28 protein-coding genes and 5 pseudogenes are annotated in these 23,146 nt (G+C 43.3%); 10 read left to right on the top strand and 23 right to left on the bottom strand.

Translation table 11 applies throughout. The features are described from left to right. Positions 1–32: 32 nt before the first annotated feature. The 4 genes from glnE to K6984_RS33510 all read right to left on the bottom strand — a co-directional run bounded on the left by glnE (position 33) and on the right by K6984_RS33510 (position 5,380). Complete coding sequence (glnE, locus tag K6984_RS13745) at positions 33–2,918, bottom strand: bifunctional [glutamate--ammonia ligase]-adenylyl-L-tyrosine phosphorylase/[glutamate--ammonia-ligase] adenylyltransferase (protein ID WP_230988078.1); 2,886 nt, start codon at positions 2,916–2,918, stop codon at positions 33–35. An 80-nt stretch (positions 2,919–2,998) separates the two neighbouring features. Continuing rightward, positions 2,999–4,735: a DEAD/DEAH box helicase gene (locus tag K6984_RS13740; RefSeq protein ID WP_221896052.1), complete on the bottom strand. Its 1,737-nt coding sequence runs from the start codon at positions 4,733–4,735 to the stop codon at positions 2,999–3,001. Positions 4,736–5,037: 302 nt separating this feature from the next. After that, entirely contained in the window at positions 5,038–5,196 is a 159-nt protein-coding gene (locus K6984_RS13735; protein ID WP_221896051.1) for a hypothetical protein, read from the bottom strand. A 58-nt stretch (positions 5,197–5,254) separates the two neighbouring features. Then, positions 5,255–5,380 carry a hypothetical protein gene (locus tag K6984_RS33510; protein ID WP_263458755.1) on the bottom strand — a complete coding sequence of 42 codons (126 nt, stop codon included), beginning with the start codon at positions 5,378–5,380 and terminating at the stop codon, positions 5,255–5,257. Between the two features lie 12 nt (positions 5,381–5,392). On the opposite strand from K6984_RS33510, the gene K6984_RS13730 reads away from it, so the two are divergent. Beyond that, positions 5,393–5,647: a hypothetical protein gene (locus K6984_RS13730; protein WP_221896050.1), complete on the top strand. Its 255-nt coding sequence runs from the start codon at positions 5,393–5,395 to the stop codon at positions 5,645–5,647. 278 nt (positions 5,648–5,925) lie between these two features. On the opposite strand, the gene K6984_RS31020 is transcribed toward K6984_RS13730, so the two are convergent. Genes K6984_RS31020 through K6984_RS13715 form a run of 4 tightly spaced genes read right to left on the bottom strand, consistent with a single transcriptional unit; the run spans position 5,926 to position 8,018 of the window. Continuing rightward, entirely contained in the window at positions 5,926–6,642 is a 717-nt protein-coding gene (locus K6984_RS31020) for a hypothetical protein (protein ID WP_230988077.1), read from the bottom strand. Between the two features lie 25 nt (positions 6,643–6,667). Beyond that, positions 6,668–7,333 carry a transposase gene (locus tag K6984_RS31015; protein WP_230988076.1) on the bottom strand — a complete coding sequence of 222 codons (666 nt, stop codon included), beginning with the start codon at positions 7,331–7,333 and terminating at the stop codon, positions 6,668–6,670. 58 nt (positions 7,334–7,391) lie between these two features. Next, positions 7,392–7,688, bottom strand: a complete 297-nt coding sequence (locus K6984_RS13720) for a hypothetical protein (RefSeq protein ID WP_221896049.1) — start codon at positions 7,686–7,688, stop codon at positions 7,392–7,394. A gap of 24 nt (positions 7,689–7,712) precedes the next feature. Next, positions 7,713–8,018, bottom strand: coding sequence for a hypothetical protein (locus K6984_RS13715; RefSeq protein WP_221896048.1), 306 nt, complete (start codon positions 8,016–8,018; stop codon positions 7,713–7,715). A 12-nt stretch (positions 8,019–8,030) separates the two neighbouring features. Here K6984_RS13715 and K6984_RS33505 point away from each other — a divergent pair, with 12 nt between their 5' ends. Next, positions 8,031–8,153 carry a hypothetical protein gene (locus K6984_RS33505; protein ID WP_263458754.1) on the top strand — a complete coding sequence of 41 codons (123 nt, stop codon included), beginning with the start codon at positions 8,031–8,033 and terminating at the stop codon, positions 8,151–8,153. Positions 8,154–8,161: 8 nt separating this feature from the next. Here the strand turns inward: K6984_RS33505 and K6984_RS13710 are convergent, their stop codons facing one another. Continuing rightward, entirely contained in the window at positions 8,162–8,377 is a 216-nt protein-coding gene (locus K6984_RS13710) for a hypothetical protein (RefSeq protein WP_221895414.1), read from the bottom strand. 497 nt (positions 8,378–8,874) lie between these two features. Between K6984_RS13710 and K6984_RS13705 the strand changes: the two genes are divergently transcribed. Further along, on the top strand, positions 8,875–9,183 hold the full coding sequence (locus K6984_RS13705) for a hypothetical protein (RefSeq protein WP_221894087.1): 309 nt from the start codon (positions 8,875–8,877) through the stop codon (positions 9,181–9,183). Positions 9,184–9,500: 317 nt separating this feature from the next. Here K6984_RS13705 and K6984_RS13700 read toward each other — a convergent pair whose 3' ends face one another. The 6 genes and pseudogenes from K6984_RS13700 to K6984_RS13675 all read right to left on the bottom strand — a co-directional run bounded on the left by K6984_RS13700 (position 9,501) and on the right by K6984_RS13675 (position 14,353). Beyond that, positions 9,501–10,331 (bottom strand): nucleoside phosphorylase-I family protein, encoded by an 831-nt coding sequence (locus tag K6984_RS13700; RefSeq protein WP_221896047.1) that lies wholly within the window; start codon positions 10,329–10,331, stop codon positions 9,501–9,503. 116 nt (positions 10,332–10,447) lie between these two features. Continuing rightward, on the bottom strand, positions 10,448–10,804 hold the full coding sequence (locus tag K6984_RS13695) for a SirB2 family protein (protein ID WP_221896046.1): 357 nt from the start codon (positions 10,802–10,804) through the stop codon (positions 10,448–10,450). A 396-nt stretch (positions 10,805–11,200) separates the two neighbouring features. Further along, positions 11,201–12,499, bottom strand: coding sequence for a transposase (locus K6984_RS13690; RefSeq protein WP_221896045.1), 1,299 nt, complete (start codon positions 12,497–12,499; stop codon positions 11,201–11,203). Positions 12,500–12,879: 380 nt separating this feature from the next. Next, a pseudogene (locus K6984_RS13685) lies at positions 12,880–13,434 on the bottom strand (hypothetical protein); the annotation flags it as partial. A 159-nt stretch (positions 13,435–13,593) separates the two neighbouring features. Further along, positions 13,594–14,130: an IS701 family transposase gene (locus K6984_RS13680; protein WP_221896043.1), complete on the bottom strand. Its 537-nt coding sequence runs from the start codon at positions 14,128–14,130 to the stop codon at positions 13,594–13,596. Further along, positions 14,108–14,353 carry a transposase gene (locus tag K6984_RS13675; RefSeq protein WP_221896042.1) on the bottom strand — a complete coding sequence of 82 codons (246 nt, stop codon included), beginning with the start codon at positions 14,351–14,353 and terminating at the stop codon, positions 14,108–14,110. Before K6984_RS13675 ends, K6984_RS13680 begins: the two co-directional genes overlap by 23 nt. A gap of 224 nt (positions 14,354–14,577) precedes the next feature. Between K6984_RS13675 and K6984_RS13670 the strand changes: the two genes are divergently transcribed. Then, a complete protein-coding gene (locus K6984_RS13670; RefSeq protein ID WP_221896041.1) occupies positions 14,578–15,249 on the top strand; it encodes a transposase in 672 nt (223 codons plus the stop codon). Positions 15,250–15,592: 343 nt separating this feature from the next. Here K6984_RS13670 and K6984_RS13665 read toward each other — a convergent pair whose 3' ends face one another. Further along, positions 15,593–15,790: a hypothetical protein gene (locus K6984_RS13665; RefSeq protein WP_221894617.1), complete on the bottom strand. Its 198-nt coding sequence runs from the start codon at positions 15,788–15,790 to the stop codon at positions 15,593–15,595. 314 nt (positions 15,791–16,104) lie between these two features. Between K6984_RS13665 and tnpC the strand changes: the two are divergent. The 3 genes and pseudogenes from tnpC to K6984_RS13650 all read left to right on the top strand — a co-directional run. Continuing rightward, positions 16,105–17,139, top strand: a pseudogene (tnpC, locus tag K6984_RS13660) (IS66 family transposase); the annotation flags it as partial. Between the two features lie 242 nt (positions 17,140–17,381). Next, positions 17,382–17,774 (top strand): annotated as a pseudogene (locus K6984_RS13655) (IS66 family transposase); the annotation flags it as partial. A gap of 81 nt (positions 17,775–17,855) precedes the next feature. Then, entirely contained in the window at positions 17,856–18,572 is a 717-nt protein-coding gene (locus K6984_RS13650; RefSeq protein WP_221896038.1) for a hypothetical protein, read from the top strand. Between the two features lie 43 nt (positions 18,573–18,615). On the opposite strand, the pseudogene K6984_RS36925 reads toward K6984_RS13650, so the two are convergent. Together K6984_RS36925 and K6984_RS13640 are read right to left on the bottom strand one after the other, a co-directional pair. Further along, a pseudogene (locus K6984_RS36925) lies at positions 18,616–19,044 on the bottom strand (IS701 family transposase); the annotation flags it as partial. A gap of 76 nt (positions 19,045–19,120) precedes the next feature. Beyond that, on the bottom strand, positions 19,121–19,318 hold the full coding sequence (locus K6984_RS13640; RefSeq protein WP_221896036.1) for a hypothetical protein: 198 nt from the start codon (positions 19,316–19,318) through the stop codon (positions 19,121–19,123). Between K6984_RS13640 and K6984_RS13635 the strand changes: the two genes are divergently transcribed. The 3 genes and pseudogenes from K6984_RS13635 to K6984_RS35730 form a co-directional block, all read left to right on the top strand. Further along, complete coding sequence (locus tag K6984_RS13635) at positions 19,275–19,529, top strand: hypothetical protein (protein ID WP_221896035.1); 255 nt, start codon at positions 19,275–19,277, stop codon at positions 19,527–19,529. The genes K6984_RS13640 and K6984_RS13635 overlap by 44 nt on opposite strands. A gap of 61 nt (positions 19,530–19,590) precedes the next feature. Continuing rightward, a complete protein-coding gene (locus tag K6984_RS13630) occupies positions 19,591–19,866 on the top strand; it encodes a hypothetical protein (protein WP_338024511.1) in 276 nt (91 codons plus the stop codon). A 20-nt stretch (positions 19,867–19,886) separates the two neighbouring features. Then, positions 19,887–19,937 (top strand): annotated as a pseudogene (locus tag K6984_RS35730) (hypothetical protein); the annotation flags it as partial. A 64-nt stretch (positions 19,938–20,001) separates the two neighbouring features. On the opposite strand, the gene rsxC reads toward K6984_RS35730, so the two are convergent. From rsxC to K6984_RS33495, 5 genes are read right to left on the bottom strand one after another with little or no spacing between them, the layout of a single operon-like run. After that, on the bottom strand, positions 20,002–21,543 hold the full coding sequence (gene rsxC, locus K6984_RS13625) for an electron transport complex subunit RsxC (RefSeq protein WP_230988075.1): 1,542 nt from the start codon (positions 21,541–21,543) through the stop codon (positions 20,002–20,004). Further along, on the bottom strand, positions 21,458–21,979 hold the full coding sequence (gene rsxB, locus K6984_RS13620; protein WP_221896034.1) for an electron transport complex subunit RsxB: 522 nt from the start codon (positions 21,977–21,979) through the stop codon (positions 21,458–21,460). The genes rsxC and rsxB overlap by 86 nt, the downstream gene beginning before the upstream one ends. Then, on the bottom strand, positions 21,979–22,554 hold the full coding sequence (rsxA, locus tag K6984_RS13615) for an electron transport complex subunit RsxA (protein WP_221896033.1): 576 nt from the start codon (positions 22,552–22,554) through the stop codon (positions 21,979–21,981). The genes rsxB and rsxA overlap by 1 nt, the downstream gene beginning before the upstream one ends. Before the next feature lie 9 nt (positions 22,555–22,563). Then, positions 22,564–22,827: a plasmid pRiA4b ORF-3 family protein gene (locus tag K6984_RS33500; RefSeq protein ID WP_263458759.1), complete on the bottom strand. Its 264-nt coding sequence runs from the start codon at positions 22,825–22,827 to the stop codon at positions 22,564–22,566. After that, positions 22,781–23,140 (bottom strand): plasmid pRiA4b ORF-3 family protein, encoded by a 360-nt coding sequence (locus K6984_RS33495; protein WP_263458753.1) that lies wholly within the window; start codon positions 23,138–23,140, stop codon positions 22,781–22,783. The genes K6984_RS33500 and K6984_RS33495 overlap by 47 nt, the downstream gene beginning before the upstream one ends. Positions 23,141–23,146 lie beyond the last annotated feature (6 nt).

Genomic DNA, 23,146 nt, shown 5'->3' with positions numbered 1-23,146 from the left:
ATCGAGTTATAACTTTAAAATCGAAGGCCGGGCTAACTCATGACTAGTTGCCAGATTTCAGTAACCTGTTTGCGTATGTCAACAAGTTCATCTTGATTTATGATGGGTTTATTCCCTTGCAAGGTTGCTTTATGACCACGATCACGAAAAATAACATAGGCTTGCCTGAGTGTATCAACATACTCCTGGCTGAGTAACTGCAGTCCTGCCAAGGTATTTAATAAACGTACGTTATCGGTAAACTGGGTTAATTCGGGGTGGTTTTCCGAGTAAGCTAGTACATAGTACTGTACGATAAACTCTATATCGGTAATGCCACCAGTCCCTTGTTTTAAGTAAAAGATATTCTGGTCGCTCTTATCCAGAGATGCGCGCATTTTTTCGCGCATTTCACGTACTTCCTGTTTTAAATCAGCCGTATTTCTAGGTAAACATAAAACTCTCTGCCGAATCGCAGTGTATTTTTCCTGTGTTGCTGGGTCGCCAGTAACAAACCGTGCGCGAACCAGCGCCTGGTGCTCCCAGGTCCAGGCATCTTTGTTCAGGTAACTCTCATAGCTATTTAAAGGCGAAGCCAGTAAGCCGGAATCACCATTTGGGCGCAAACGCATATCTATTTCATAGGTCATGCCGGATAACAATTGCGTGTTAAGCAGGCTGCGGATACGCTGGCTTAAGCGAGCATAAAATTGCGCGCTACTGATTTGCTTAGCACCATTGGTCAAGGCATTGGCATCAGGGTAGTCGTAAATAAAAATTAAATCCAGATCAGACGTATAGCTGAGTTCCATGCCACCCAACTTGCCAAACCCTACGATGCCAAAGCGTATATTATCCTTATTGGTTCCGAGAGGTATACCATGTTTTTCCGCTAACAAGCCCCAGGCAATATTGACTGTCTGCTGCAAAATAACGTCAGCGATATAGCTTAAATAATCACTCACCACCATTAACGGCGCAGCGCCCATAATATCGGCAGCAGCGACACGAAGTACATTAATCTGCTTGAATTTACATAGCGCGATCATCAGTTGCTCTATATCAGCCTGAGCTATTTTTGCCAGTAGTTCGACTAATTGCTGCTCTAATTCGGCCCTGTCTAATGGGTCATACAGTGAGCGTGTGTCCAGTAACTCATCAAATAATGCCGGATATTTGGATAAATACTCACTAATCCATGAGCTGGATGCTGTCAGTTCAATTAATTGCTGCAGAGCATGTTCATTTTCTGCTAATAAGGATAAATAAACGTTTCGCCCGGCCATGGTTTTAAATATGCTGCACAAGCGCTGTAAGATGATGTGGGCGTTGTTAGTATGCGCAAGGGAAGCAAGTATTTGTGGCACTAACTTGTCCAGTGTCTGCATTCCTTTACTGGATAAGCGCTTTATAGCCGAACTGCTTTTAAGTTGTTGCAGGATATTTAAAATTGTCTCCGGCTTACGATAGCCCAGTTCTGCTAACAGGTTTAAACTGGTTTCCTCGTCGGCTTTGCCCATCCAGATTTTCTCACTGCTGGTAGGCGGAGCGACCGATTCCTGTATGGAAAACACCTCGACAAATACATTCTCTACTTGTTCGCGGACTAGCTCTAGGTCAGTTTTAAAACTGTGCCAGTCAGGATAACCCAGAGAAAAAGCTAAAATAGCCTTACCCTGTTCAGAGCTGGGTAAGTTGTGCGTCTGTTTGTCCTGAAATTCCTGAATATGGTTTTCAACGCGGCGCAGAAAACGATAGGCGCTACGTAATTGCGCGCTTTCTTCGCTAGAGATTAAGTTCTTTTCGCCTAATAGCCTAAGAATAAGCTGGATACGACGCTCTTGTAATTCAATATCCTGTCCGCCACGGATAAGTTGAAATGCCTGGCCTATAAACTCGATTTCACGAATACCACCAGGGCCTAGCTTAATATTATCCAGGCTATCTTTACGTTGTAATTCCTGAGTAATTTGCAGTTTCAGTGTGCGTAACTCTTCAAATGCACCATAGTCCAGGTAGCGACGATACACAAACGGCTTGATCATTGCCATAAACTGCTTACCACCCTGCTTATCGCCTGCGACGGGGCGAACTTTGACCATAGCATAGCGTTCCCATTCGCGCGCCTGTGTTTGGTAATAATGAACCAGCCCATCAAATGTCATGATCACCGGACCACTATCACCAAACGGGCGTAGGCGTATATCGGTTCTGAACACAAACCCATCAGCAGTAATTTCATCCAGAATTTTAACCAGTTGCCGACAGATACGGCTAAAAAATTCGCCATAGCTGGTTGTTTTGCGGTCTGCTAAAACACCGTCTTGTTGGTAGGCAAAAATAAGATCTATGTCTGACGAATAATTAAGTTCCCAGGCACCCAGTTTGCCCATGCCTAAAACCACCAGCCCTTGCTCAGTGCCGTCGGTTAAAACCGGAGTACCAAATCTATTGCAAGCCTGCTGATATAAAAAATCGAGGGTAAATTGAATACAGCTTTCGGCTAATGCAGTTAAATCAGACAGCGTTTCATCCAGCTCAGACCAGTCAGCTAAGTCACGCCAAGCGATGCGTAGCATTTTCTTATTGCGGAACTGGCGTAGCAGTTGCATCAATGCTGCGTCATTCTGAATCGTGTTGCTGTCGAGCAGGCTTTTATACTGACCACATACATCAGCATTAAATAAGTCTCCACTGTTAATTAAATCCAGCAGAAACTTAGGTTGACGCATACAAGTCTGGGCAACATATTCGCTACAACAAAAGATCTTAGGTAGTGTGCTGATGACTTGCTGGTTTTCAGGTAACTCAAGCGAGAGCCGCTGCAGTGAATCAGCGAAATGCTGGATATGCAGGTTTGTAGTATCGTGCAGTTGGGAGGGAATATTTTCCAGGGAAAACATGAGCTTCTCTATGTTAAATACTGTACGCAGTGGCATGTCTAGCGGACTTTAGTCCGCTAGACAAAATATACAGCAAGCATGCGGACTAATTCCGCTCTACGCCAGTTTGTTAATTGTTAAGAAGATTTACTTCTACGCGGATTTCTACGTGGTTTTTTATCCGCTTTGCCCACGCTTCTACGTGAATCTTTATTCTGCCTGGGGACTTCGCCTTCTTTAACTGGAGAGATATTTAATTTTTGTCCGGCTACACGGGGAGCTTGCAAGCCTTGAAAAACCTCGGCCGGCATTCCTTTAGGTAAATCTACGATGCTAAAGTCAGCGTGCATATCAATCTGGCCGATTTCCTTGCCATTTAACCCTGCTTCATTAGCAATTGCACCCACGATATTACCCGGTTTGGCACCATGGTCTTTACCTACTTCTATACGGTAACGCTGCATACTACCCTGTAATGTTGCGCCGCCTTTACGCTTGACTGAGCCCCTGTCACGCTCTCGTCCGGCCCGCTCTTTAGTTTTTGCAGGTTTTTTCAGCAATAAAGGTTCGTCACCCTGTACTAGTTTCGCCAGGGCAGCTGCAACTTCAATTGCCGGAACATCATGTTCAGCTTCGTATTGCTCAATTATGTTAGTGTAGAATTCTAATTCTTCATTAGCCAGGGTGTCGGTAATTTGCTGCTTAAACCGGTTAACGCGCTTGTCGTTAATCATCTCGGTCGAAGGCATTTCCATGAGTTCGATACGTTGCTTGGTCGCACGCTCTATTGCGCCTAGCATGCGCTTCTCTCGGGGCGCGACAAACAAGATCGCATCTCCGGTTCTACCGGCACGACCGGTACGGCCTATACGATGTACATAGGCTTCGGTATCGTAAGGAATATCATAGTTTATCACGTGGCTAATACGTTGCACATCCAGGCCTCGTGCAGCGACATCGGTAGCAATAAGGATATCCAGCTTGCCATTTTTTAATTTAGCGATGGTTTTTTCACGCTGGCTTTGTGCTAAATCGCCATTAATCGCAGCAGCAGAAAAACCGCGTGCGGCTAGTTTTTCAGCCAGTTCGATAGTTGAGTTTTTAGTGCGCACAAAAATAATCATGCCATCAAAGGTTTCAGCTTCCAGGATACGCGTGAGCGCATCAAGTTTATGCATGCCACTGACAGTCCAGTATCGCTGGCGTATGGTTTCAGCGGTAGTCGTTTTGACTTTAATAGTGACGTGTTCAGGGGCGCGCAAATAATTATTCGCAATACGGCGAATCGCGGTTGGCATGGTAGCTGAAAACAGGGCAATCTGGCGTTGCTCGGGCAATTGCTCTAAGACCCATTCGACATCATCGATAAAGCCCATGCGTAACATTTCGTCCGCTTCATCCAGAACCAGGCATTTTAAGTTATTCAGCTTTAAAGTCCCTTTGCGCATATGATCCATCACTCGACCCGGTGTACCTACCACGACATGTGCACCGCGTCGTAGCATGCGCAGTTGTCCTGAGTAATCCTGGCCGCCATAAATGGGCGCGACATGAAATCCTTTAATAAATTTAGCGTATTTTTGAAATGCTTCAGCAACCTGTATCGCCAGTTCACGGGTAGGGGCTAAAACTAATACTTGAGGGTCTTTTTGTTGCAGGTCTAGATTTGACAATAACGGCAAGGCAAAGGCGGCTGTCTTACCGGTTCCGGTCTGCGCCTGGCCCAGCACATCCCTGCCTTGCAGAATTAATGGAATTGTCAGTGCCTGAATCGGTGAAGGCGTTTCATAGCCTACCGCATCCAGAGCTTTAAACAGTGGATCAATAAGTTTTAAATCGGAAAATTTTGGAAGTGATGGTACTTCGGAGGTCATTAAGCGTTCCTACTTGTGCAGCATCTATATTGGATAGATGCGTAAATGGTTATAATTTTAATTTAATATCAATGGGGTATACAAATAACTCTATCTATTAGGGCTACGCGGTGCAGTACTAGTGTGTTTGAGTCAACATGGTTTATAGAATCCTGTGGCGATGTATGATGAGTGTCGCGTGGCAGAATAAAAAAAGCTACCAGATATTAAAATGTTACTCATTATGATACCCTACATACTCGTTTTATGCGCGGCTTATTATAGAAACGATGCTGGGCAAGCTATTTTTGCTAACGGGTTCATCAGTGTTCCCCTATCAATTGAGGCCGTGAAACTAACCTCGCCACAAGAGAGCTCATAAAGCACTGTAAAGACATTCCTGTTATTATTGTGTTTTGAACTGCCCGAATGGTATACGAGCTGATACGAGATATTCTTGCCTGGAAAAATAATGGATTCACAAAACGATCTCGTTTTTGGGCCTGTTGCTGCCTTATCTCCAGAGCCTCGCTATATTTTTTATCCGATGCAGGCGCGCCATGCTACCTCACGAAATTCCGGGACTCCTGTCGCCGTAATTCGTTCACCTACGCAGCGAATAGGAGATGCTCCAGCCGCCCTGCATCCGCCACAGACTGAGCACAAAGCAGCTCAGTCATGGCTACCACAAATGGCTCTACGGCTATTCGGGATAAAATTTTAGCCTCCCTCGCGCGCTATCGCGCACTTCGGATTGGCAAATTTCCCTGCGCCTTCTGGAGACTATCAGCCCGTCCGGGGCTGACAGCGGATGAATCAATTCTGGCTGTTGTGTTTTTGAAATCTCTTCAAACACGCGCATTAAATTATAGCTCATTGCAGTCAGGCGCATTTGATTTTCAAGTGAGCGGGTATTGGAAGACCAAGCTTTAGTTTCCTTGAAATCTGAAGTTTCCCAATAATTATTTATGGTAAAATTGAAACCATGCTACAACTATATGAAAAGAATAGTCTTTTCATTCGTTTCAAATGCTATTGCCTAAGGGAAATTAAGTAGGGGTTTGCTATAAGCATGGCAAAACCACCTAAAATAAACCTCGATACACCAGCATTGTGTATTTCAGCTACTCAATAATTGGGAAACTTCAGCTTGAAATTACTTTTACTCGATGTTCAAGTTTTTCCATCCCATTGCCATCAAACTCTTACCTTCACCCAGCAGAACAATACTTTAATGATGCTGTTGGCCCTAAGCGCCCTAAATCTCTGCCAATCATATGTTTTCCTGATGGCATCAGTTGAAACACATCCTTTATTAATTCACCTAACTCTTTCAGCTTATCACCAGGATCTGGAAACTCTAGCAATGACGTGATGAACTCAAGCAGTACATCCATTTGAGACTTGCGCTGTAAGCTTCCTACGGTATACGCAGGTAGTTTGCTTTCAATGCGGGCTATTTGCTCTGGGTGAAGGAGAAGGCAATGGTCAAACAAAAGACTCAGAATCAGGCCACGGCTTGATCCCTCTTCATCTAATTGTTTGGCCTCACGCCCCCATCCTTCATAAAGCTTCCAGTCCTCAAAGAAAACCTCAATCAGCCATCTCAACGTATAGGCTTGAATAATATCTTGTGTGCGCCAAGTCAGGTCTGTCGCCACTAAATAGCGATAGTCGTTTTCACCGTCATATTTTAAGGCAATGACAAAGCGTTTTTTACTGTGAGAACTCACCTTTAATCGTGCACTGCTGACAGTCACTTTAATCTCTTTGCCGCCACGTACGCGTATTATCTGATCAATGCCTTTGTTAATCGAATTAAAGTAGCTCTCGACTGACCTTATTCTACCTCTATATTCAATATTTTGGTTTTTACGTAATTGGCTAATCACCTGCGAGCCTCCAGATTCTTTAGCGGCTTCGTCCATAAAGGCTTTTTCACCATACAGCGCATCAAGCCAGTACGCCTTTAATTTTAATCAGGCTATGCGCAACTTTAAACTCTTTTAATAAGCCTAATGCAATCTCTGTTTTGGTCGGGTAGGCACTGTCACGTTCAGGCTTAATAGGCCGATCTTTTTTTGCTATACCGCTCTTTTTCAACCGTTTATCTTCTTTATCCCACGGCTTTAAGGCTGGATCCGGCATATAAAAGAAAAAACCGACAGGCACTGTAATGGATGAGGTAACTAGCAGCAATAATACTATCGTTTGTCCATTAACATACCCGCCGGAGCCTTTGTGTTTCTGCTTGTAAACTTTATAAATACGTTTTGTAGACTTAGATCGTGCTCGGTCTGATTCATCAAAGGCCAACACACCTTCAGTAATGCCATAACGTTTTAAAATTAAGACCACACTCACCCGTAGCAACCAGTCCCAGGGTATACTTGCTTTACGAAACACCCAGGATAATGCGGCTACTTTGCAATCTCCAAGGCTTGCTCGCTCAAACTTAGCCCAGCAAACAGAGTTCATTAGCAGTATGCCCGTTAAACAAGTGCCCAACCAAGCGGCTTGAATCCGTGTCAAAGCGGCTCCGGGTTTTAGCTGATTGAGCGCATCATTTAAATCGTCAATATAGCTTTGGATAAAGGTGGCTGGGGCATTCATTAACATGGGCTTACACCGATAAAATTACAACAACCTCAGAATACCTGATTTTACCTTCTCAATATCAAAAACTTGAACATCGAGTTTTAGTGTTATTGAATGTCTTTTCAATCGTCCATCGCTTGAAATACAGCATGGCAATGGTTCCAGGGTTAATAGTCATTGGCAAGGTTGTCACAAACCGGTGAAGTTTTCCGGTTTCTGGATCACGGTAATCCACCACGTTAAATTTGATGCCCTTGTTTTCGTACACACTGTATGCTTCAACTCCTGTATTGATCTCATGCTGGGAGTCAAAAGGGATAGACTCAACCAGAGTCGCAATTGAATTTTCTTTTACTCGATGTTCAAGTTTTTCCATCCCATTGCCATCAAACTCTTACCTTCACCCAGCAGAGCAATACTTTAATGATGCTGTTGGCCCTAAGCGCCCTAAATCTCTGCCAGTCATATGTTTTCCTGATGGCATCAGTTGAAACACATCCTTTATTAATTCACCTAACTCTTTCAGCTTATCACCAGGATCTGGAAACTCTAGCAATGACGTGATGAACTCAAGCGCTGTCAGCCCCGGACGGGCTGATAGTCTCCAGAAGGCGCAGGGAAATTTGCCAATCCGAAGTGCGCGATAGCGCGCGAGGGAGGCTAAAATTTTATCCCGAATAGCCGTAGAGCCATTTGTGGTAGCCATGACTGAGCTGCTTTGTGCTCAGTCTGTGGCGGACGCAGGGCGGCTGGAGCATCTCCTATTCGCTGCGTAGGTGAACGAATTACGGCGACAGGAGTCCCGGACTTTCGTGAGGTAGCATGGCGCGCTTGGGCTTGACCCCCTCTTCATCCGCTGAAAATCATGGAAACGTAGCTTAGCGAAGTGGTGATTTTTAGTCCCTGATAGGCGACAGGGCAATTCGCTGATTCGACGTGTGCTAGCAGCACGCGAGAGGAGCAAGAATTGCATTCCGAATAGCCGTCCAGCCAGTGAGGTAGTAATGACGAAGCGGCTTTTGTGCGTAGTCGTTGCGGACGCAGGGCGTTCAGGGCATCTCCCATCCGCTGCGTAGGTGAACGAATTATGGCGACAGGAGTCCCGGAATTTCGTGAGGTAGCATGGCGCGCCTGAACGTTTTAAAATTAAGACCACACTCACCCGTAGCAACCAGTCCCAGGGTATACTTGCTTTACGAAACACCCAGGATAATGCGGCTACTTTGCAATCTCCAAGGCTTGCTCGCTCAAACTTAGCCCAGCAAACAGAGTTCATTAGCAGTATGCACGTTAAACAAGCGCCCAACCAAGCGGCTTGAATACGTGTCAAAGCCGCTCCGGGTTTTAGCTGATTGAGCGCATCATTTAAATCGTCAATATAGCTTTGGATAAAGGTGGCTGGGGCATTCATTAACATGGGATTACACCGATAAAATTACAACAACCTCAGAATACCTGATTTTACCTTCTCAATATCAAAAACTTGAACATCGAGTAACACTAAAAGTAATTTCAAGGAAACTAAAGCTTGGTCTTCCAATACCCGCTCACTTGAAAATCAAATGCGCCTGACTGCAATGAGCTATAATTTAATGCGCGTGTTTGAAGAGATTTCAAAAACACAACAGCCAGAATTGATTCATCCATCGGATAAAAAATATAGCGAGGCTCTGGAGATAAGGCAGCAACAGGCTCAAAAACGAGATCGTTTTGTGAATCCATTATTTTTCCAGGCAAGAATATCTCGTATCAGCTCGTATACCATTCGGGCAGTTCAAAACGCAATAATAACAGGAATGTCTTTACAGTGCTTTATGAGCTCTCTTGTGGCGAGGTTAGTTTCACGGCCTCAATTGATAGGGGAACACTGATGAATTTTTTGTGGATAAAGTCAGCTCATAAATCAACAGCAAATCGGTTCCTGGGTACTTGAGTTCTGTTTGATTCAGTTGTTCAAATAACTTTTCTATAGACTTTATTACTTATGAGTAGAGAAGTACAATGTATGCAAATTAGAAGCTATTTCTTCACTTTTTCGGGCAATATATCTGCTTCTGTCACAAACAACGATTGTCATAGCTGCCTTGCCATTGGAAAATCGATTGTCGATGAAGTCAGCCGGGCAGCCATTGTGCAAACTTATCTTCAACTCTCAACTCTTTCCAAGCCATGTGCAGGGGTATTCAACCTAAAAACCACCAAACACCTGCTCGTCTATTTCCTTGCGCAGGTGATTCAGCACGACCTTTCCCGATCCAGGTGAAAACACCGCCAGATCCAGTGCTTTCTGCGGCATTAAAATAGCCCTTTTGTTTAGTAATTTTTTTAATTGTAATTTTTCATTACTGCTAAAGCGCCATTGGGCGGCAACTTCATCAAAGTAACTTTCTTTAACTTGTTTATCCAGCAGAGCTAATTGACGTAGCTGCTGATTATATTCTTCTATCATTGGCAAAGCACTCTGTATCCAGAGGCTAACCTGAGCAGCTTTGATTTGTCCGGTGTGATTGAGCTTATTATCTGAAATAACTTTTATGCACTGGATTAATTCGCTAGAACTAAAACGCATTGCTGTTTCATAAAAAGCGGCGGCCTCCATTTCATACAGCGATGCGGACGGGTAGTCCGACTGTGGTCTGGAAACCGTGGTAACAGTGAGAGTGGAACAAGGCGGTGTAGCGACTAATTGCGGATAATAACTACGCCCACTATCCTGATCGACAATTTTGTCAGCAGAAAAAACACTGCCTAATGCATGCATACCATGCCCTGCAATACCGATATTAAGTAACACCGGCAAAGCAGGGCTGGGAAATAACGCCAGGCAATAGGCCACACCAGCGGCCATTGCTGATTTACCAATACCGGTTACTGTTACTGTTACTGTTACGGTGAAATTGTTATTTCTATAAATACCAAACGCAGTGGTCGACAGGTCTTTTTTTAACTTAAAATGCTCGATTAACGGCTTCGCTTCACAGGGCAAGGCAACGAAGATATAGCAAAAGGGATCAGACATAGTATCTTAGAGCGACTAGTGCAGCACCGTGTTGAATAAATGAACACATAGGTGAAACATTAATGTTAAATCAACAACATAAAAAACCTATCTATCAAAGAAAAACAGGTGCTGCATTAAATAAACCCATGTTTTGTAACCGCGACCGAAATAATATAGCCAAAACAGGCTAAGGCCAGTACAAAAGCAGCCCAGCGTTTTATGCCCGTACTGCGCATTGCCATCACCCCAAAGCCTATATAGGCGATTAACATCACTAACTTCGTCAAAATCCAACCAAATTCACCTGCCATCCAGTTGCGCTGAAAGACCAGACCAATACCACTCAACAATAAAATTGTATCAATCACATGCGGGGCAATTTTAGCTATCTTAGGCTGCAACCAGGAAGGTTTAAATTGCACCAGAATAATACGGGTGATAAAGCCGCCAACAGACAGCACGATAAAAAGCATATGTATAGATTTAAGCATCGATTTTCCTCAGAGAAAGTTGCCTGCACACCAATCTGTCAATATAGGTGCACAGCTAAAATTTATTTCATTTTTTTATATAGCCAGTCAAAACCATCTTTTATCATTGCAAATAATTTAGGAAAAAACTCTAACCTGATTATTCTTCCTATAACTCGATGTTCAAGTTTTCAGCTATAACTGGGCTAAGAAAAGTAAATTTTTCCGGCTTTGTTTTATAAGTGATTGATTTACAATGATGTTGATGCTTTCTTTGTCAGTAAAATTATCAATAAAATCAATCAGTTAAAAAACTTGAACATCGAGTATAACTGAAGTTTCCCAATTATTGAGTAGCTGAAATACACAATGCTGGTGTATCGAGGTTTATTTTAGGTGGTTTTGCCATGTTTATCATCAGTGTTCCCCTATCAATTGAGGCCGTGAAACTAACCTCGCCACAAGAGAGCTCATAAAGCACTGTAAAGACATTCCTGTTATTATTGCGTTTTGAACTGCCCGAATGGTATACGAGCTGATACGAGATATTCTTGCCTGGAAAAATAATGGATTCACAAAACGATCTCGTTTTTGAGCCTGTTGCTGCCTAATCTCCAGAGCCTCGCTATATTTTTTATCCGATGGATGAATCAATTCTGGCTGTTGTGTTTTTGAAATCTCTTCAAACACGCGCATTAAATTATAGCTCATTGCAGTCAGGCGCATTTGATTTTCAAGTGAGCGGGTATTGGAAGACCAAGCTTTAGTTTCCTTGAAATTACTTTTAGTGTTATTGAATGTCTTTTCAATCGTCCATCGCTTGAAATACAGCATGGCAATGGTTCCAGGGTTAATAGTCATTGGCAAGGTTGTCACAAACCGGTGAAGTTTTCCGGTTTCTGGATCACGGTAATCCACCACGTTAAATTTGATGCCCTTGTTTTCGTACACACTGTATGCTTCAACCCCTGTATTGATCTCATGGCGGGAGTCAAAAGGGATAGACTCAACCAGAGTCGCAATTGAATTTTCTTTTAGCATTGAAATCATGTAATTAGCATGTCGTTTCTGCCGATCCCACCAGACAAAGTCGGTGACGGCTTTATCGTAGACATAGAGATGTTTCTGAGAGCTGTTATTTCCCTTGTTTTGCTTTTCAATATGATCTCGTAACACAGGTATTCCTTGATGCCTCTGAGTTCCGTTTGTCACCAGACAAAGAAATCTGAGCAACCCACTTCTGAGATTCAACGCGTAAATCCCCCCGGCCGCATAAACTTTCCCCTTGCTGTTTTTTTCAGTATGGCAGGCATGATCAATAAAATGTCCATCCGCTGCTTCTATGGTGTATTCGTCAAGTTCCGGGAATGCTTTAAGATAATCAATGCCTTGCGATAGCAGTGTTTCAGCGTGAAGATGATAGCTCTGCTGTTCAAATGCCTCAAGCATACTTGTTCGTCTATGCGACTTCAGTGATTTAAAATACGTTGAGTGGGGAAGCAGCTGGCCATAAATCTGTTCATTGGTTTGGAGGAAATGGCAACCACTATCGACTACACTGATACAGCGTAATAACCCAAGGCGAATAAAGTCGATATCCTTCAACTCTGGGCATGAACGAGCCCACAAAGGATGACGCTCTGCTAACAGGGCACGTTCCATACTTTCATTGCAGTGTTGGTGAATATGTTCAGAGAGTGGTAGGTCTTTAAGCATGGGTGATATCCGTTTATGAGGTGATTAAAACGGAAATTTTTAGAAAATTTTTTTTCGGCAAATGCAAGCTTTATTTGAAATTATTTGTTGTTTTTTTTACGGTGCCTACAGAGTGTCTATTTGCTGTTATAAGTGATTAAAATCAAAAATATGGAAATATTCGAGTGGTGCTACCTTCAGGTAGGTTATAGGCTGCTTTGTTTAGGTACTTCTTCTTTCAATGGGAACACTGATGATGTTTATAGCAAACCCCTACTTAATTCCCCTTAGGCAATAGCATTTGAAACGAATGAAAAGACTATTTTTTTCATATAGTTGTAGCATAGTTTCAATTTTACCATAAATAATTATTGGGAAACTTCAGTTCTATAAAAGCCAGGCTATTTATAGAACTGAAGTTTCTTAGAAACTACCCACATAAAGGCGAATGAAGCGCCCATGCCAACACCTGCGACCATTATCAAAGAAGCAAACATCGGCGATAACTTAGTTAACCACCAGGATAGAATATCAACAATCAGGAACGCATACGGCATGCTAATAGCAACACTTTTGTAAAAAGTTGAAGCCGTAGTAGAAAAGCTAAAAATCAGCCCGACAAACATAAAAATAAAGCTGATACCAAATAAATGAATATGCGACACCCGGGTTAATGAGCTAAATGTTGCGCCTTCATCCTGTTTTGCAAGTTCTTTGATATTTTCAAATTTAGTAAAGTCAGGAATCCCTGATGCGCCTTCGTTATGGCACATTTGACACTTCGCTTCAATAATTTTCTGCGGCTTTAGATGTGTGAATTCCTTCTCTAATGCACCATCGCGCACCCATTGCATCAAGGTAAACCGTTCTTGCTCGGTGGCTTTATCTTTCATAGAACCATTGAGCTTAGTCTCCAAAACAGTTCCCGAGGGGTTACCATAATAACTGTAAACAATCTGAAGTTTCTTAGAAATTCATCAAGGAACCATTCGCAATAAAACGGCTACCACCGAATTTACAGGGGAGCTGCTGTATTTGGGGCAAACCCTTTCAAAATCCGGATCCAAAGCCGCTTCGGCAATGATGCGGCGGATATCTGAAAATGCGAAACTGGCTCACCCCTTCACTTTGTGCCGACGTTCCGGATCGGTTTTTAAACGATCCGCGTAAATCCACGTCAGCGTTGTTGCCATCATACAGAAGTTCAAATGGTTGGTCACTGCCTGCGCATTTCGACACTGACTTTTCTGACTCCCTATGTCTTGCTTGAGCGCTTTGAACCCGGATTCGATTTTCCATCGCGCACCATAATACTCAATAATCTGTGTGACGGATAAACTTAGATCGGTCGTAAACAAAGCAATCCACTGTGTGTGACGAAACACCCAGACAACCTGAACGGGTCGTTTCAATGTTTTCAGCATGACAACGCGACTATAAGCCCTGACTTCACGCTGTTTTCCATAGAGATTCACGGTATACGATCGGGCCTTTTGTTGTACTGTTTTTGCCATGTCTGTGGCTGCCCCCAGACGCTGCCCGTACTTTTTATTCCGCCCCCTCTGCTTGGGTTTTCTTTTTTCTGGACGATCGTACAGTACATTATTGCACCTTAACCTAGAGAGAATATTAAACAGGCTTCCATAGGCCATTGTTGCCAAACCAGCTATCAGTGACTGTCAATATCGGAGCGGTGGAAAAATGTTCTGCAATTGCAATCAGCATTTGAGCCGCCTGAGTCATCTTGGTCTGGAAAGGAACGACATCACCTCTTATCGTGGCGGTTTCTTTTTTTGCCTGAATTGTTTTTAAGGGCAGATAAAATCGGAAATCTAAAAATAAGCACGCCCAGCGACCTTTGACCTGTTTCAGCAACCCTACCGATACAATATTTTGTGCCCATGGATATTTGCTTTGATTCGGCCGCGAGGTCAAAAATGGCTTCACAGCCGAAGATATTTTTGCCTACTTTAGTGATAATGGAGTCATCCAGTGCAACCAATATGCGCCCATCTGTTTCACTCGATGTTCAAGTTTTTGATATTGAGAAGGTAAAATCAGGTATTCTGAGGTTGTTGTAATTTTATCGGTGTAAGCCCATGTTAATGAATGCCCCAGCCACCTTTATCCAAAGCTATATTGACGATTTAAATGATGCGCTCAATCAGCTAAAACCCGGAGCCGCTTTGACACGGATTCAAGCCGCTTGGTTGGGCACTTGTTTAACGTGCATACTGCTAATGAACTCTGTTTGCTGGGCTAAGTTTGAGCGAGCAAGCCTTGGAGATTGCAAAGTAGCCGCATTATCCTGGGTGTTTCGTAAAGCAAGTATACCCTGGGACTGGTTGCTACGGGTGAGTGTGGTCTTAATTTTAAAACGTTATGGCATTACTGAAGGTGTGTTGGCCTTTGATGAATCAGACCGAGCACGATCTAAGTCTACAAAACGTATTTATAAGGTTTACAAGCAGAAACACAAAGGCTCCGGCGGGTATGTTAATGGACAAACGATAGTATTATTGCTGCTAGTTACCTCATCCATTACAGTGCCTGTCGGTTTTTTCTTTTATATGCCGGATCCAGCCTTAAAGCAGTGGGATAAAGAAGATAAACGGTTGAAAAAGAGGGGTATAGCAAAAAAAGATCGGCCTATTAAGCCTGAACGTGACAGTGCCTACCCGACCAAAACAGAGATTGCATTAGGCTTATTAAAAGAGTTTAAAGTTGCGCATAGCCTGATTAACCCATCTTCGTCACTATTGATGATGTAGTTGTTATAAATCAATTGGTTGAAATTTTAAAAAGTAGCCAGTTGGCACTACAGATTTTGTGTTTTTGTATAAAACGTTGGATTTTTTAGAGTATTTTTGTCGCATGTAAATTACACTCAAATAATGATGATTTTTTTGACAAAAGTCAATGAATTTATCGACAAAAATAATATAAATGGCACTACAAAACTTTCAAAAAAAACACCATTGATTTTAAAGAGAATTTTTCGACAAAAAATCGCTTAAACCGATGAATCAATGGCTTAGAAAGATGAAAGTGACGAAGATGGGTTAAAATTAAAGGTAACTACTCAGCGTACGCTTAAAATCAGGGAAACGGAGCCTAAGCGGAGTGATGATTTTTAGTCTCTGGTAGGCGACAGGGCAATTCGCTGATCCGAAGTGCGCTAGTAGCGCGCGAGGGAGGCAAGAATTGCATTCCGAATAGCCGTCCAGCCATTTGAGGTAGACTTAACTGAGCAGGGTTTTGTGCGTAGTTGAGTAGTTGAGACGGACGCAGGGCGACCAGGGCATCTCCCATTCGCTGCGTAGGCGAATGAATGTTGGTGACAGGAGTCCCAGAATGTTGTGAGGTAGCATGGCGCGCCTGAATAATTAAAAAAGTTCTTGACAGGGTTTTAGTCTGGTTTTTGTGATTTTTAGTAAACTGCCCAACAGTCGATTAATCCACGCTTTATTGCTTCTATCGCTATAGTCATCACAAAATGTCCCCTTAAACATCTACGACCTCGAAGAACTTTTTTATTCGCCTTACAATCGCTTAAAACAAGGAAAATTCGGGATTTAAAACCCATGAGATAATAAGCCTGTCCTTAAAGCAATACAGGTTACCCTTTGAAAATAGACTTCATCGATGTTGATTCCGCAATCAGTCATGCCAAACAGTTACTTGAAACTGAGCGTGATATATCGCCTGCGCTAAAATCAGCACTGGAAGTGATTCTATTATTAGTCACGGTATTACTCAATCGAGTGACACTGAACAGCAAAAATAGCAGTAAACCACCTGCAAGTGATCCCAAACGTAAAAAAGGGAATCGAAAAAAATCAGATAAGCCTTCTGGCGGACAAAAATCGCATGTCGGCACGACACTTCAAAAAATAGATGACCCGGATGAAATCGAGATCATTACCATTGATCGCCGTACCTTGCCAAAAGGGCGATACACGGCAGATGGCTTTGAAACACGCCAGGTATTCGATATTGATATCTCAAGGGTAGTGACAGAATACCAGGCGCAACGGTTGATAAATGGAAAAGGTCAGTGTTTTATCGCTCCTTTTCCAGATGAGGTTACTAAGGCTGCGCAATATGGTAATGGGATAAAAGCCCATGTGGTTTATCTTTCGCAATATCAGTTATTGCCCTACAACCGAATACAGGAGTATTTCGCTGATCAATTAGGTATGCCGATTAGTGAAGGCTCTATCTATAATTTCAATGAACTGGCCTATGAGAAGTTGGCTGGGTTTGAAACTATCAGTAAAGAACACTTAGTCGAATCAGCGTGCATTCATGCGGATGAAACAGGCATTAATATTAATGGTAAGCGCCATTGGCTACATGGGGCCTCCAATGTTCAGTGGACACACTTCTTTCCCCATGCCAAACGTGGCACAGAGGCAATGAATGACATTGGTATTTTACCCCATTTTCATGGGATTTTATGTCATGATCATTGGAAGCCCTACTATAAATATGATTGTACCCATTCGCTTTGTAATGCACATCATTTGAGGGAATTAACGCGCGCCTGGGAGCAGGATAAACAGGAGTGGGCGCTTGAAATGAAACGACTACTTGAAAAAATGAATGATGCCGTCAATGAAGCAGGTGGCATGCTACTACATAAAGAACAGGCGCGCCATGCTACCTCACGAAATTCCGGGACTCCTGTCGCCGTAATTCGTTCACCTACGCAGCGAATAGGAGATGCTCCAGCCGCCCTGCGTCCGCCACAGACTGAGCACAAAGCAGCTCAGTCATGGCTACCACAAATGGCTCTACGGCTATTCGGGATAAAATTTTAGCCTCCCTCGCGCGCTATCGCGCACTTCGGATTGGCAAATTTCCCTGCGCCTTCTGGAGACTATCAGCCCGTCCGGGGCTGACAGCGGCAGAAAAATGGAAGGTACAATACAGAGAATTACTTGGCAAAGCGGAGATCGAATGCCCACCACCCGATAAGCCTAAAGAAGTAAAACGGGAGCGAATAAAACGCAGTAAAGCTAGAAACTTACTGGAAAGGCTGATTAATTATGAAGAGGATGTCTTGCGCTTCATGACAAATACCTGGGTGCCATTTACCAATAATGCCGCAGAAAATTCGATTCGGATGACCAAGGTTCAACAGAAAATATCCGGCTGCTTTCGTAGTACCAAGGGTGCAGAGATATTTTGTCGTGTCAGAGGGTATTTATCAACGTGCCGTAAACAAGGTCTAAGTGCAACTCAGGCAATGACCTTGGTCTTTGAGGGAAAGTTACCTGAATTTGCTTTATAATTTCATTGAACTACTCAGCTTCGCTGAGTAGTTACAATTAAAGGCGTACTGGCTGATGCGCTGTATGGTGAAAAAGCCTTTATGGACGAAGCCGCTAAAGAATCTGGAGGCTCGCAGGTGATTAGCCAATTACGTAAAAACCAAAATATTGAATATAGAGGTAGAATAAGGTCAGTCGAGAGCTACTTTAATTCGATTAACAAAGGCATTGATCAGATAATACGTGTACGTGGCGGCAAAGAGATTAAAGTGACTGTCAGCAGTGCACGATTAAAGGTGAGTTCTCACAGTAAAAAACGCTTTGTCATTGCCTTAAAATATGACGGTGAAAACGACTATCGCTATTTAGTGGCGACAGACCTGACTTGGCGCACACAAGATATTATTCAAGCCTATACGTTGAGATGGCTGATTAAGGTTTTCTTTGAGGACTGGAAGCTTTATGAAGGATGGGGGCGTGAGGCCAAACAATTAGATGAAGAGGGATCAAGCCGTGGCCTGATTCTGAGTCTTTTGTTTGACCATTGCCTTCTCCTTCACCCAGAGCAAATAGCCCGCATTGAAAGCAAACTACCTGCGTATACCGTAGGAAGCTTACAGCGCAAGTCTCAAATGGATGTACTGCTTGAGTTCATCACGTCATTGCTAGAGTTTCCAGATCCTGGTGATAAGCTGAAAGAGTTTGGTGAATTAATAAAGGATATGTTTCAACTGATGCCATCAGGAAAACATATGATTGGCAGAGATTTAGGGCGCTTAGGGCCAACAGCATCATTAAAGTATTGTTCTGCTGGGTGAAGGTAAGAGTTTGATGGCAATGGGATGGAAAAACTTGAACATCGAGTTTCAGCAACCTTACCGATACAATATTTTGTGCCCATGGATATTTGCTTTGATTCGATTTGGCCGCGTGGTCAAAAATGGCTTCACAGCCGAAGATCTTCTTGCCTACTTTAGTGATAATGGATTCATCCAGTGCAACCAATATGCGCCCATCTGTTTCAGGAGACGGAATCAGCTCCCAGATAGTTTTCCACAGCCCAGCCCACGGCAAAGTTGAAGAAGCCATGAAAGTGTAAAAGCGCTTATTCTTGATCTCAAACCCAAACAACGTATCAAGGCAACGCCAAAGGTAAGAGGTCATTGATGACGTAAAAGGAACGATAATAGACAGGATCGTGTAAACAAACAGAGAGGCTCGTTCGCGGCCTAAAGTGGTTTTGGAAAAATGATCTTGAAGCGGGAGTAAAATATCGCGTAAAATGAACATGAATGAGGTCGTTTTATTTGTATAATCAATGTGTTATAAACTTTCATTATACAGTAAAACTAGGCCTCATTCACGATTAACCTGTTGTTTTTAAAAAGAATTCAAGGCTTTTAGCCAACGGAATGCCATTAATATTAGTAATATCTAATATTTCAGAAAAACAGGCGCGCCATGCTACCTCACGAAATTCCGGGACTCCTGTCACCATAATTCGTTCACCTACGCAGCGGATGGGAGATGCCCTGAACGCCCTGCGTCCGCAACGACTACGCACAAAAACCGCTTCGTCATTACTACCTCACTGGCTGGACGGCTATTCGGAATGCAATTCTTGCTCCTCTCGCGTGCTGCTAGCACACGTCGAATCAGCGAATTGCCCTGTCGCTTATCAGGGACTAAAAATCACCACTTCGCTAAGCTCCGTTTCCATGATTTTCAGCATAAGCATAAGCATAAGCATAAGCATAAGCATAAGCATTGGCTGATATTCTTATGCTTTAAAAACTAGGAAACTTCAGTAATATTAATTAGGAGTAGGTAATGGGCTTGTTAGATATGTTATGGTTGATGTTTTTATTTTTCTTGATGATCGCCTGGATATGGGTAATTATCGGAGTGATTAGCGATATTTTTCGCAGCAAGGACTTAGGTGGTTGGGGTAAGGGCTTCTGGGCATTGTTTATTATCATTCCCTGGCTGGGAGTCTTGTGCTATCTGATTGCCAGAGGCTCGGAAATGCATGAGCGCTCTCTGCATATGCTGGCCGAATCTGAAAAAATACAGCGGGCACTCCCTCTGTTGCTGATGAACTTGCCAAGCTAGCAGAGCTTAAAGATAAAGGCGTTATTAGCGAAGCAGAGTTTAACGCGCATAAAGCCAAATTGCTTGCCTGATTTACAAAACTAGAGTTTTAATATGTGGTTAGTAGTGTCTGGAATAGCAGGTTTATTTGCAATTTCAGATACTGTTTTTTCTTTTAGCTGCTGCAGCCGCTTTCATTTTATTAATCGCAGCTTGGCGTTTTTCTGCTTTGGCTTGTTTATCTTGCGCTTCTTTTGCTCTGCGTTGCTGCTGATTTTGATAGCGTTTTTTTGCTAAACTAGTCTGAGTTGACTGTTGATCTTTAATAATCAGCTCACCTTTTGCGCTGCGAAAAAATTGTACTAAGGGAATATGGCTAGGGCAGACTATATCGCAACAGCCGCATTCTATGCAATCAAATAACTGGTGGTCCTGACATTGCTCTAATTGCCTGGAGCGGCTATACCAGTATAGTTGTTGCGGCAGTATTTCAACCGGGCAAACACTTGCGCAATCACCACAGCGGATGCAAGGCATAGGTGCTTGGCTTTGTACAAGTTCACTAGTCGTCATTGCTAACAGACAGTTAGTCGTCTTGGTTACGGCAATATCATCAGTACTCAATGCGATGCCCATCATCGGGCCACCCATAATAAGGCGTTGTACATTGGGGTTGTACCCGTTGCATTGTTCGATTAAGTGCTTTATCGGCGTGCCAATTCTTGCGCGTATATTTTTAGCCTGCTTTATCCCTGCGCCGGTGACGGTAATAATGCGCTCAATTAACACCAGGCCTAAACAAATAGCCTGATAGACAGCGTAAGCCGTGCCTACATTCTGACAAACAATACCATGCTCTGAGGGGAGTGCGTTTGCGGGTATTTTTTGTCCGGTTAATACATTAATTAATTGCTTTTCGCCGCCCGTGGGATAAATAGCTGGAACTGTGGCTATTTGAATGCCTTGTCTGCTGGCCGCCTCAAGCAAAGCTTGCCGGACTGCTGGCGGGGTATTTTCTATGGCAATCATGCAGCGTTTAGCTTGCAAGATATACTGTATGATTAAAGCACCCTGTATAACTTGCTCAGCATGGGCTTGCATTAAACTGGCATCGCAACTGATATAGGGTTCGCACTCTGCGCCATTGATAACCAGGGTATGTATAGACTGGCCAGTGGCTAACTTTTCAGCTGTAGGAAAAGCAGCCCCGCCTAACCCGACGATACCGGCTTGAGCGACTTTATTGCGTAACTCATCGGGAGTTTCGAGTTTATAATCAAGACAGGGGGTTAGAGGATTCGCTTCATCCATTCCATCAGTTTCGATGATAATGCAGGTATCCTCCAGGCCAGAGGGGTGTGCGATGATACGCGATGCAATTGCTTTTACTATGCCCGAGCTTGCCGCATGGATTGGGGTAGCAAAAGGGCTTTGAGGGGTGGCAATAATTTGTCCTTTAAGTACTCGTTGCCCAGGCCCAACTATAGGTTGGGCATAGTTGTCTGAGCGTTGTAATAAAGGATAAATTAATTCCGGCGGTAGCGTAGGTTCACTAATTTCAGTGACCTGTTTATGGCCTTCCAGAGCTATCCCCCCAGGAAACGACCATTGTTTAATCATCAGCTGATTTCCATTGCCATAACTCAGGGCTGTTTTCCAGCGGTTGCATAATAATGCAATCAACAGGGCAAGGCGCAATACAGAGTTCGCAACCTGTACATTCAGAGGCGATGACTGTGTGCATCTGTTTAGAAGCCCCTAAAATAGCATCAACCGGACAAGGGGGGATACATTTAACACAGCCTATGCAGTCCTGTTCAATGATAAAGGCAACAGCAGGAGCGCTGGTTTTGCCAAATTCTGAATTTAATGGTTTGACTTCTACACCTAGCAAATTTGCTAGTGCAGCGACTGCTTCTTCGCCTCCTGGTGGGCATTGGTTGATATCAGCTACACCACTGGCAAGCGCTTCAGCATAAGGGCGACAACCCGGGTATTTACATTGCCCGCATTGAGTCTGGGGTAATAAGGCATCAATTTGCTCAATCAGAGGATCCCCCCGCACTTTTAAATGCCTGGCTGCAAAGCCTAAGCCTAGGCCTAGTAGGGCAAATAAAATACACAGATATAGCATTAGGCGAGGCCAATAAATCCCATAAAAGCCATCGACATTAAGCCTGCTGTAATCAGCCCTATCGATGCGCCCTGAAAAGCAACGGGAACATCGGCGACATCAATACGTTCGCGTAGGGCGGCAAATAAAACTAACACTAGTGTAAAGCCCATTGCAGTGCCTATACCAAAAAGTATAGATTCAATAAATGTGTGCTCAGCCTGAATATTTAATAATGCGACGCCTAAAACCGCGCAGTTAGTGGTGATTAACGGTAAATACAAACCTAATAAGCGGTGTAGTGTTGGACTGAGTTTATGCAATAAAATTTCAGTAAACTGTACCACGACAGCAATGACTACGATAAAACTAATGGTACGCAGGTATTGAAGCTCTAGTGGTAATAGCAGATATTCATATAATAAATAACTACTGACTGAAGCCAGGGTTAAGACAAAAGTGGTTGCCATCCCCATGCCTATCGCTGATTCTAATCTCCTGGACACGCCCAGAAAGGGACATAGCCCGAGGAATTTTACCAGCACAAAGTTATTAACCAGAATAGTACTGAGTAGTAGCAGTAGGTAGTGCTTCATACCTTATGTTTATCGACAATATTTCAGCAATAATTGATTAGTTTCCCTTCTGCTTACATAGGCAGGATCAAATTCACCGCCAAGCCACTCAAGCATTTCTGTATATGCTCCATGCTCAGGGTCCTTCAGAACCTCCAGTAAATCAGCATAGCCCCAGGTACCTCCACAATCTTCAGGAGGGCAAGCGCGTTTGCTAGTAATACAGTAGGGAAGTTTTTTGTCAGGATCAAAAGCTAATATTTTTTTCCAGGGTAATTTTATGCATCCAGCCATCACCAAAATCATATTCATAGATTATGTGGTCTTTCTCTGCTTTGAGTAGCTGTGACAAGCGTGTCGTTGTTTTATCTTGAATTTCAAAGCCCTCGATTGCAAAATCAGCATCTTTGATGCCATAAAATTTCTGATCTTGAGAAATAAACTGGTGTAAGTGTGAATTTGTCCAGCCCATAGCTATCTGCAGTGCCAGGTGGAAGGTATCCAGCTTAATATCACTATTGACTAGCAAGCGTCGCCAGATAGGCGGTTTTGTACCTTCCAGCGAGATTTTTAACTGATACGTGGAGCGTAGCTGTTTAATATTCATTAATCA

The sequence above is a fragment of the Bathymodiolus japonicus methanotrophic gill symbiont genome, assembly GCF_019721995.1.
GTDB lineage: Bacteria > Pseudomonadota > Gammaproteobacteria > Methylococcales > Methylomonadaceae > Methyloprofundus.
This window is presented reverse-complemented; position numbering and strand designations above follow the sequence as displayed.

Bases quoted from the DNA above. Each gene is read 5' to 3' on its own strand.
- K6984_RS13690 (WP_221896045.1), bottom strand. From the start codon at position 12,499: ATGCTTAAAGACCTACCACTCTCTGAACATATTCACCAACACTGCAAT.
- K6984_RS13695 (WP_221896046.1), bottom strand. From the start codon at position 10,804: ATGCTTAAATCTATACATATGCTTTTTATCGTGCTGTCTGTTGGCGGC.
- K6984_RS31020 (WP_230988077.1), bottom strand. From the start codon at position 6,642: ATGGACGAAGCCGCTAAAGAATCTGGAGGCTCGCAGGTGATTAGCCAA.
- K6984_RS33500 (WP_263458759.1), bottom strand. From the start codon at position 22,827: ATGGCTGGATGCATAAAATTACCCTGGAAAAAAATATTAGCTTTTGAT.
- rsxA (WP_221896033.1), bottom strand. From the start codon at position 22,554: ATGAAGCACTACCTACTGCTACTACTCAGTACTATTCTGGTTAATAAC.
- glnE (WP_230988078.1), bottom strand. From the start codon at position 2,918: ATGCCACTGCGTACAGTATTTAACATAGAGAAGCTCATGTTTTCCCTG.
- rsxB (WP_221896034.1), bottom strand. From the start codon at position 21,979: ATGCTATATCTGTGTATTTTATTTGCCCTACTAGGCCTAGGCTTAGGC.
- K6984_RS13635 (WP_221896035.1), top strand. From the start codon at position 19,275: ATGGGAGATGCCCTGAACGCCCTGCGTCCGCAACGACTACGCACAAAA.
- K6984_RS13715 (WP_221896048.1), bottom strand. From the start codon at position 8,018: ATGGCTACCACAAATGGCTCTACGGCTATTCGGGATAAAATTTTAGCC.
- K6984_RS13665 (WP_221894617.1), bottom strand. From the start codon at position 15,790: ATGGGAGATGCCCTGGTCGCCCTGCGTCCGTCTCAACTACTCAACTAC.
- K6984_RS13670 (WP_221896041.1), top strand. From the start codon at position 14,578: ATGTTAATGAATGCCCCAGCCACCTTTATCCAAAGCTATATTGACGAT.
- K6984_RS13730 (WP_221896050.1), top strand. From the start codon at position 5,393: ATGGCTACCACAAATGGCTCTACGGCTATTCGGGATAAAATTTTAGCC.
- K6984_RS13705 (WP_221894087.1), top strand. From the start codon at position 8,875: ATGCGCCTGACTGCAATGAGCTATAATTTAATGCGCGTGTTTGAAGAG.
- K6984_RS13680 (WP_221896043.1), bottom strand. From the start codon at position 14,130: ATGGCCTATGGAAGCCTGTTTAATATTCTCTCTAGGTTAAGGTGCAAT.
- K6984_RS31015 (WP_230988076.1), bottom strand. From the start codon at position 7,333: ATGTTAATGAATGCCCCAGCCACCTTTATCCAAAGCTATATTGACGAT.
- K6984_RS13720 (WP_221896049.1), bottom strand. From the start codon at position 7,688: ATGGAAAAACTTGAACATCGAGTAAAAGAAAATTCAATTGCGACTCTG.
- K6984_RS33495 (WP_263458753.1), bottom strand. From the start codon at position 23,140: ATGAATATTAAACAGCTACGCTCCACGTATCAGTTAAAAATCTCGCTG.
- K6984_RS13650 (WP_221896038.1), top strand. From the start codon at position 17,856: ATGGACGAAGCCGCTAAAGAATCTGGAGGCTCGCAGGTGATTAGCCAA.
- K6984_RS13710 (WP_221895414.1), bottom strand. From the start codon at position 8,377: ATGGGAGATGCCCTGAACGCCCTGCGTCCGCAACGACTACGCACAAAA.
- K6984_RS13740 (WP_221896052.1), bottom strand. From the start codon at position 4,735: ATGACCTCCGAAGTACCATCACTTCCAAAATTTTCCGATTTAAAACTT.
- K6984_RS13700 (WP_221896047.1), bottom strand. From the start codon at position 10,331: ATGTCTGATCCCTTTTGCTATATCTTCGTTGCCTTGCCCTGTGAAGCG.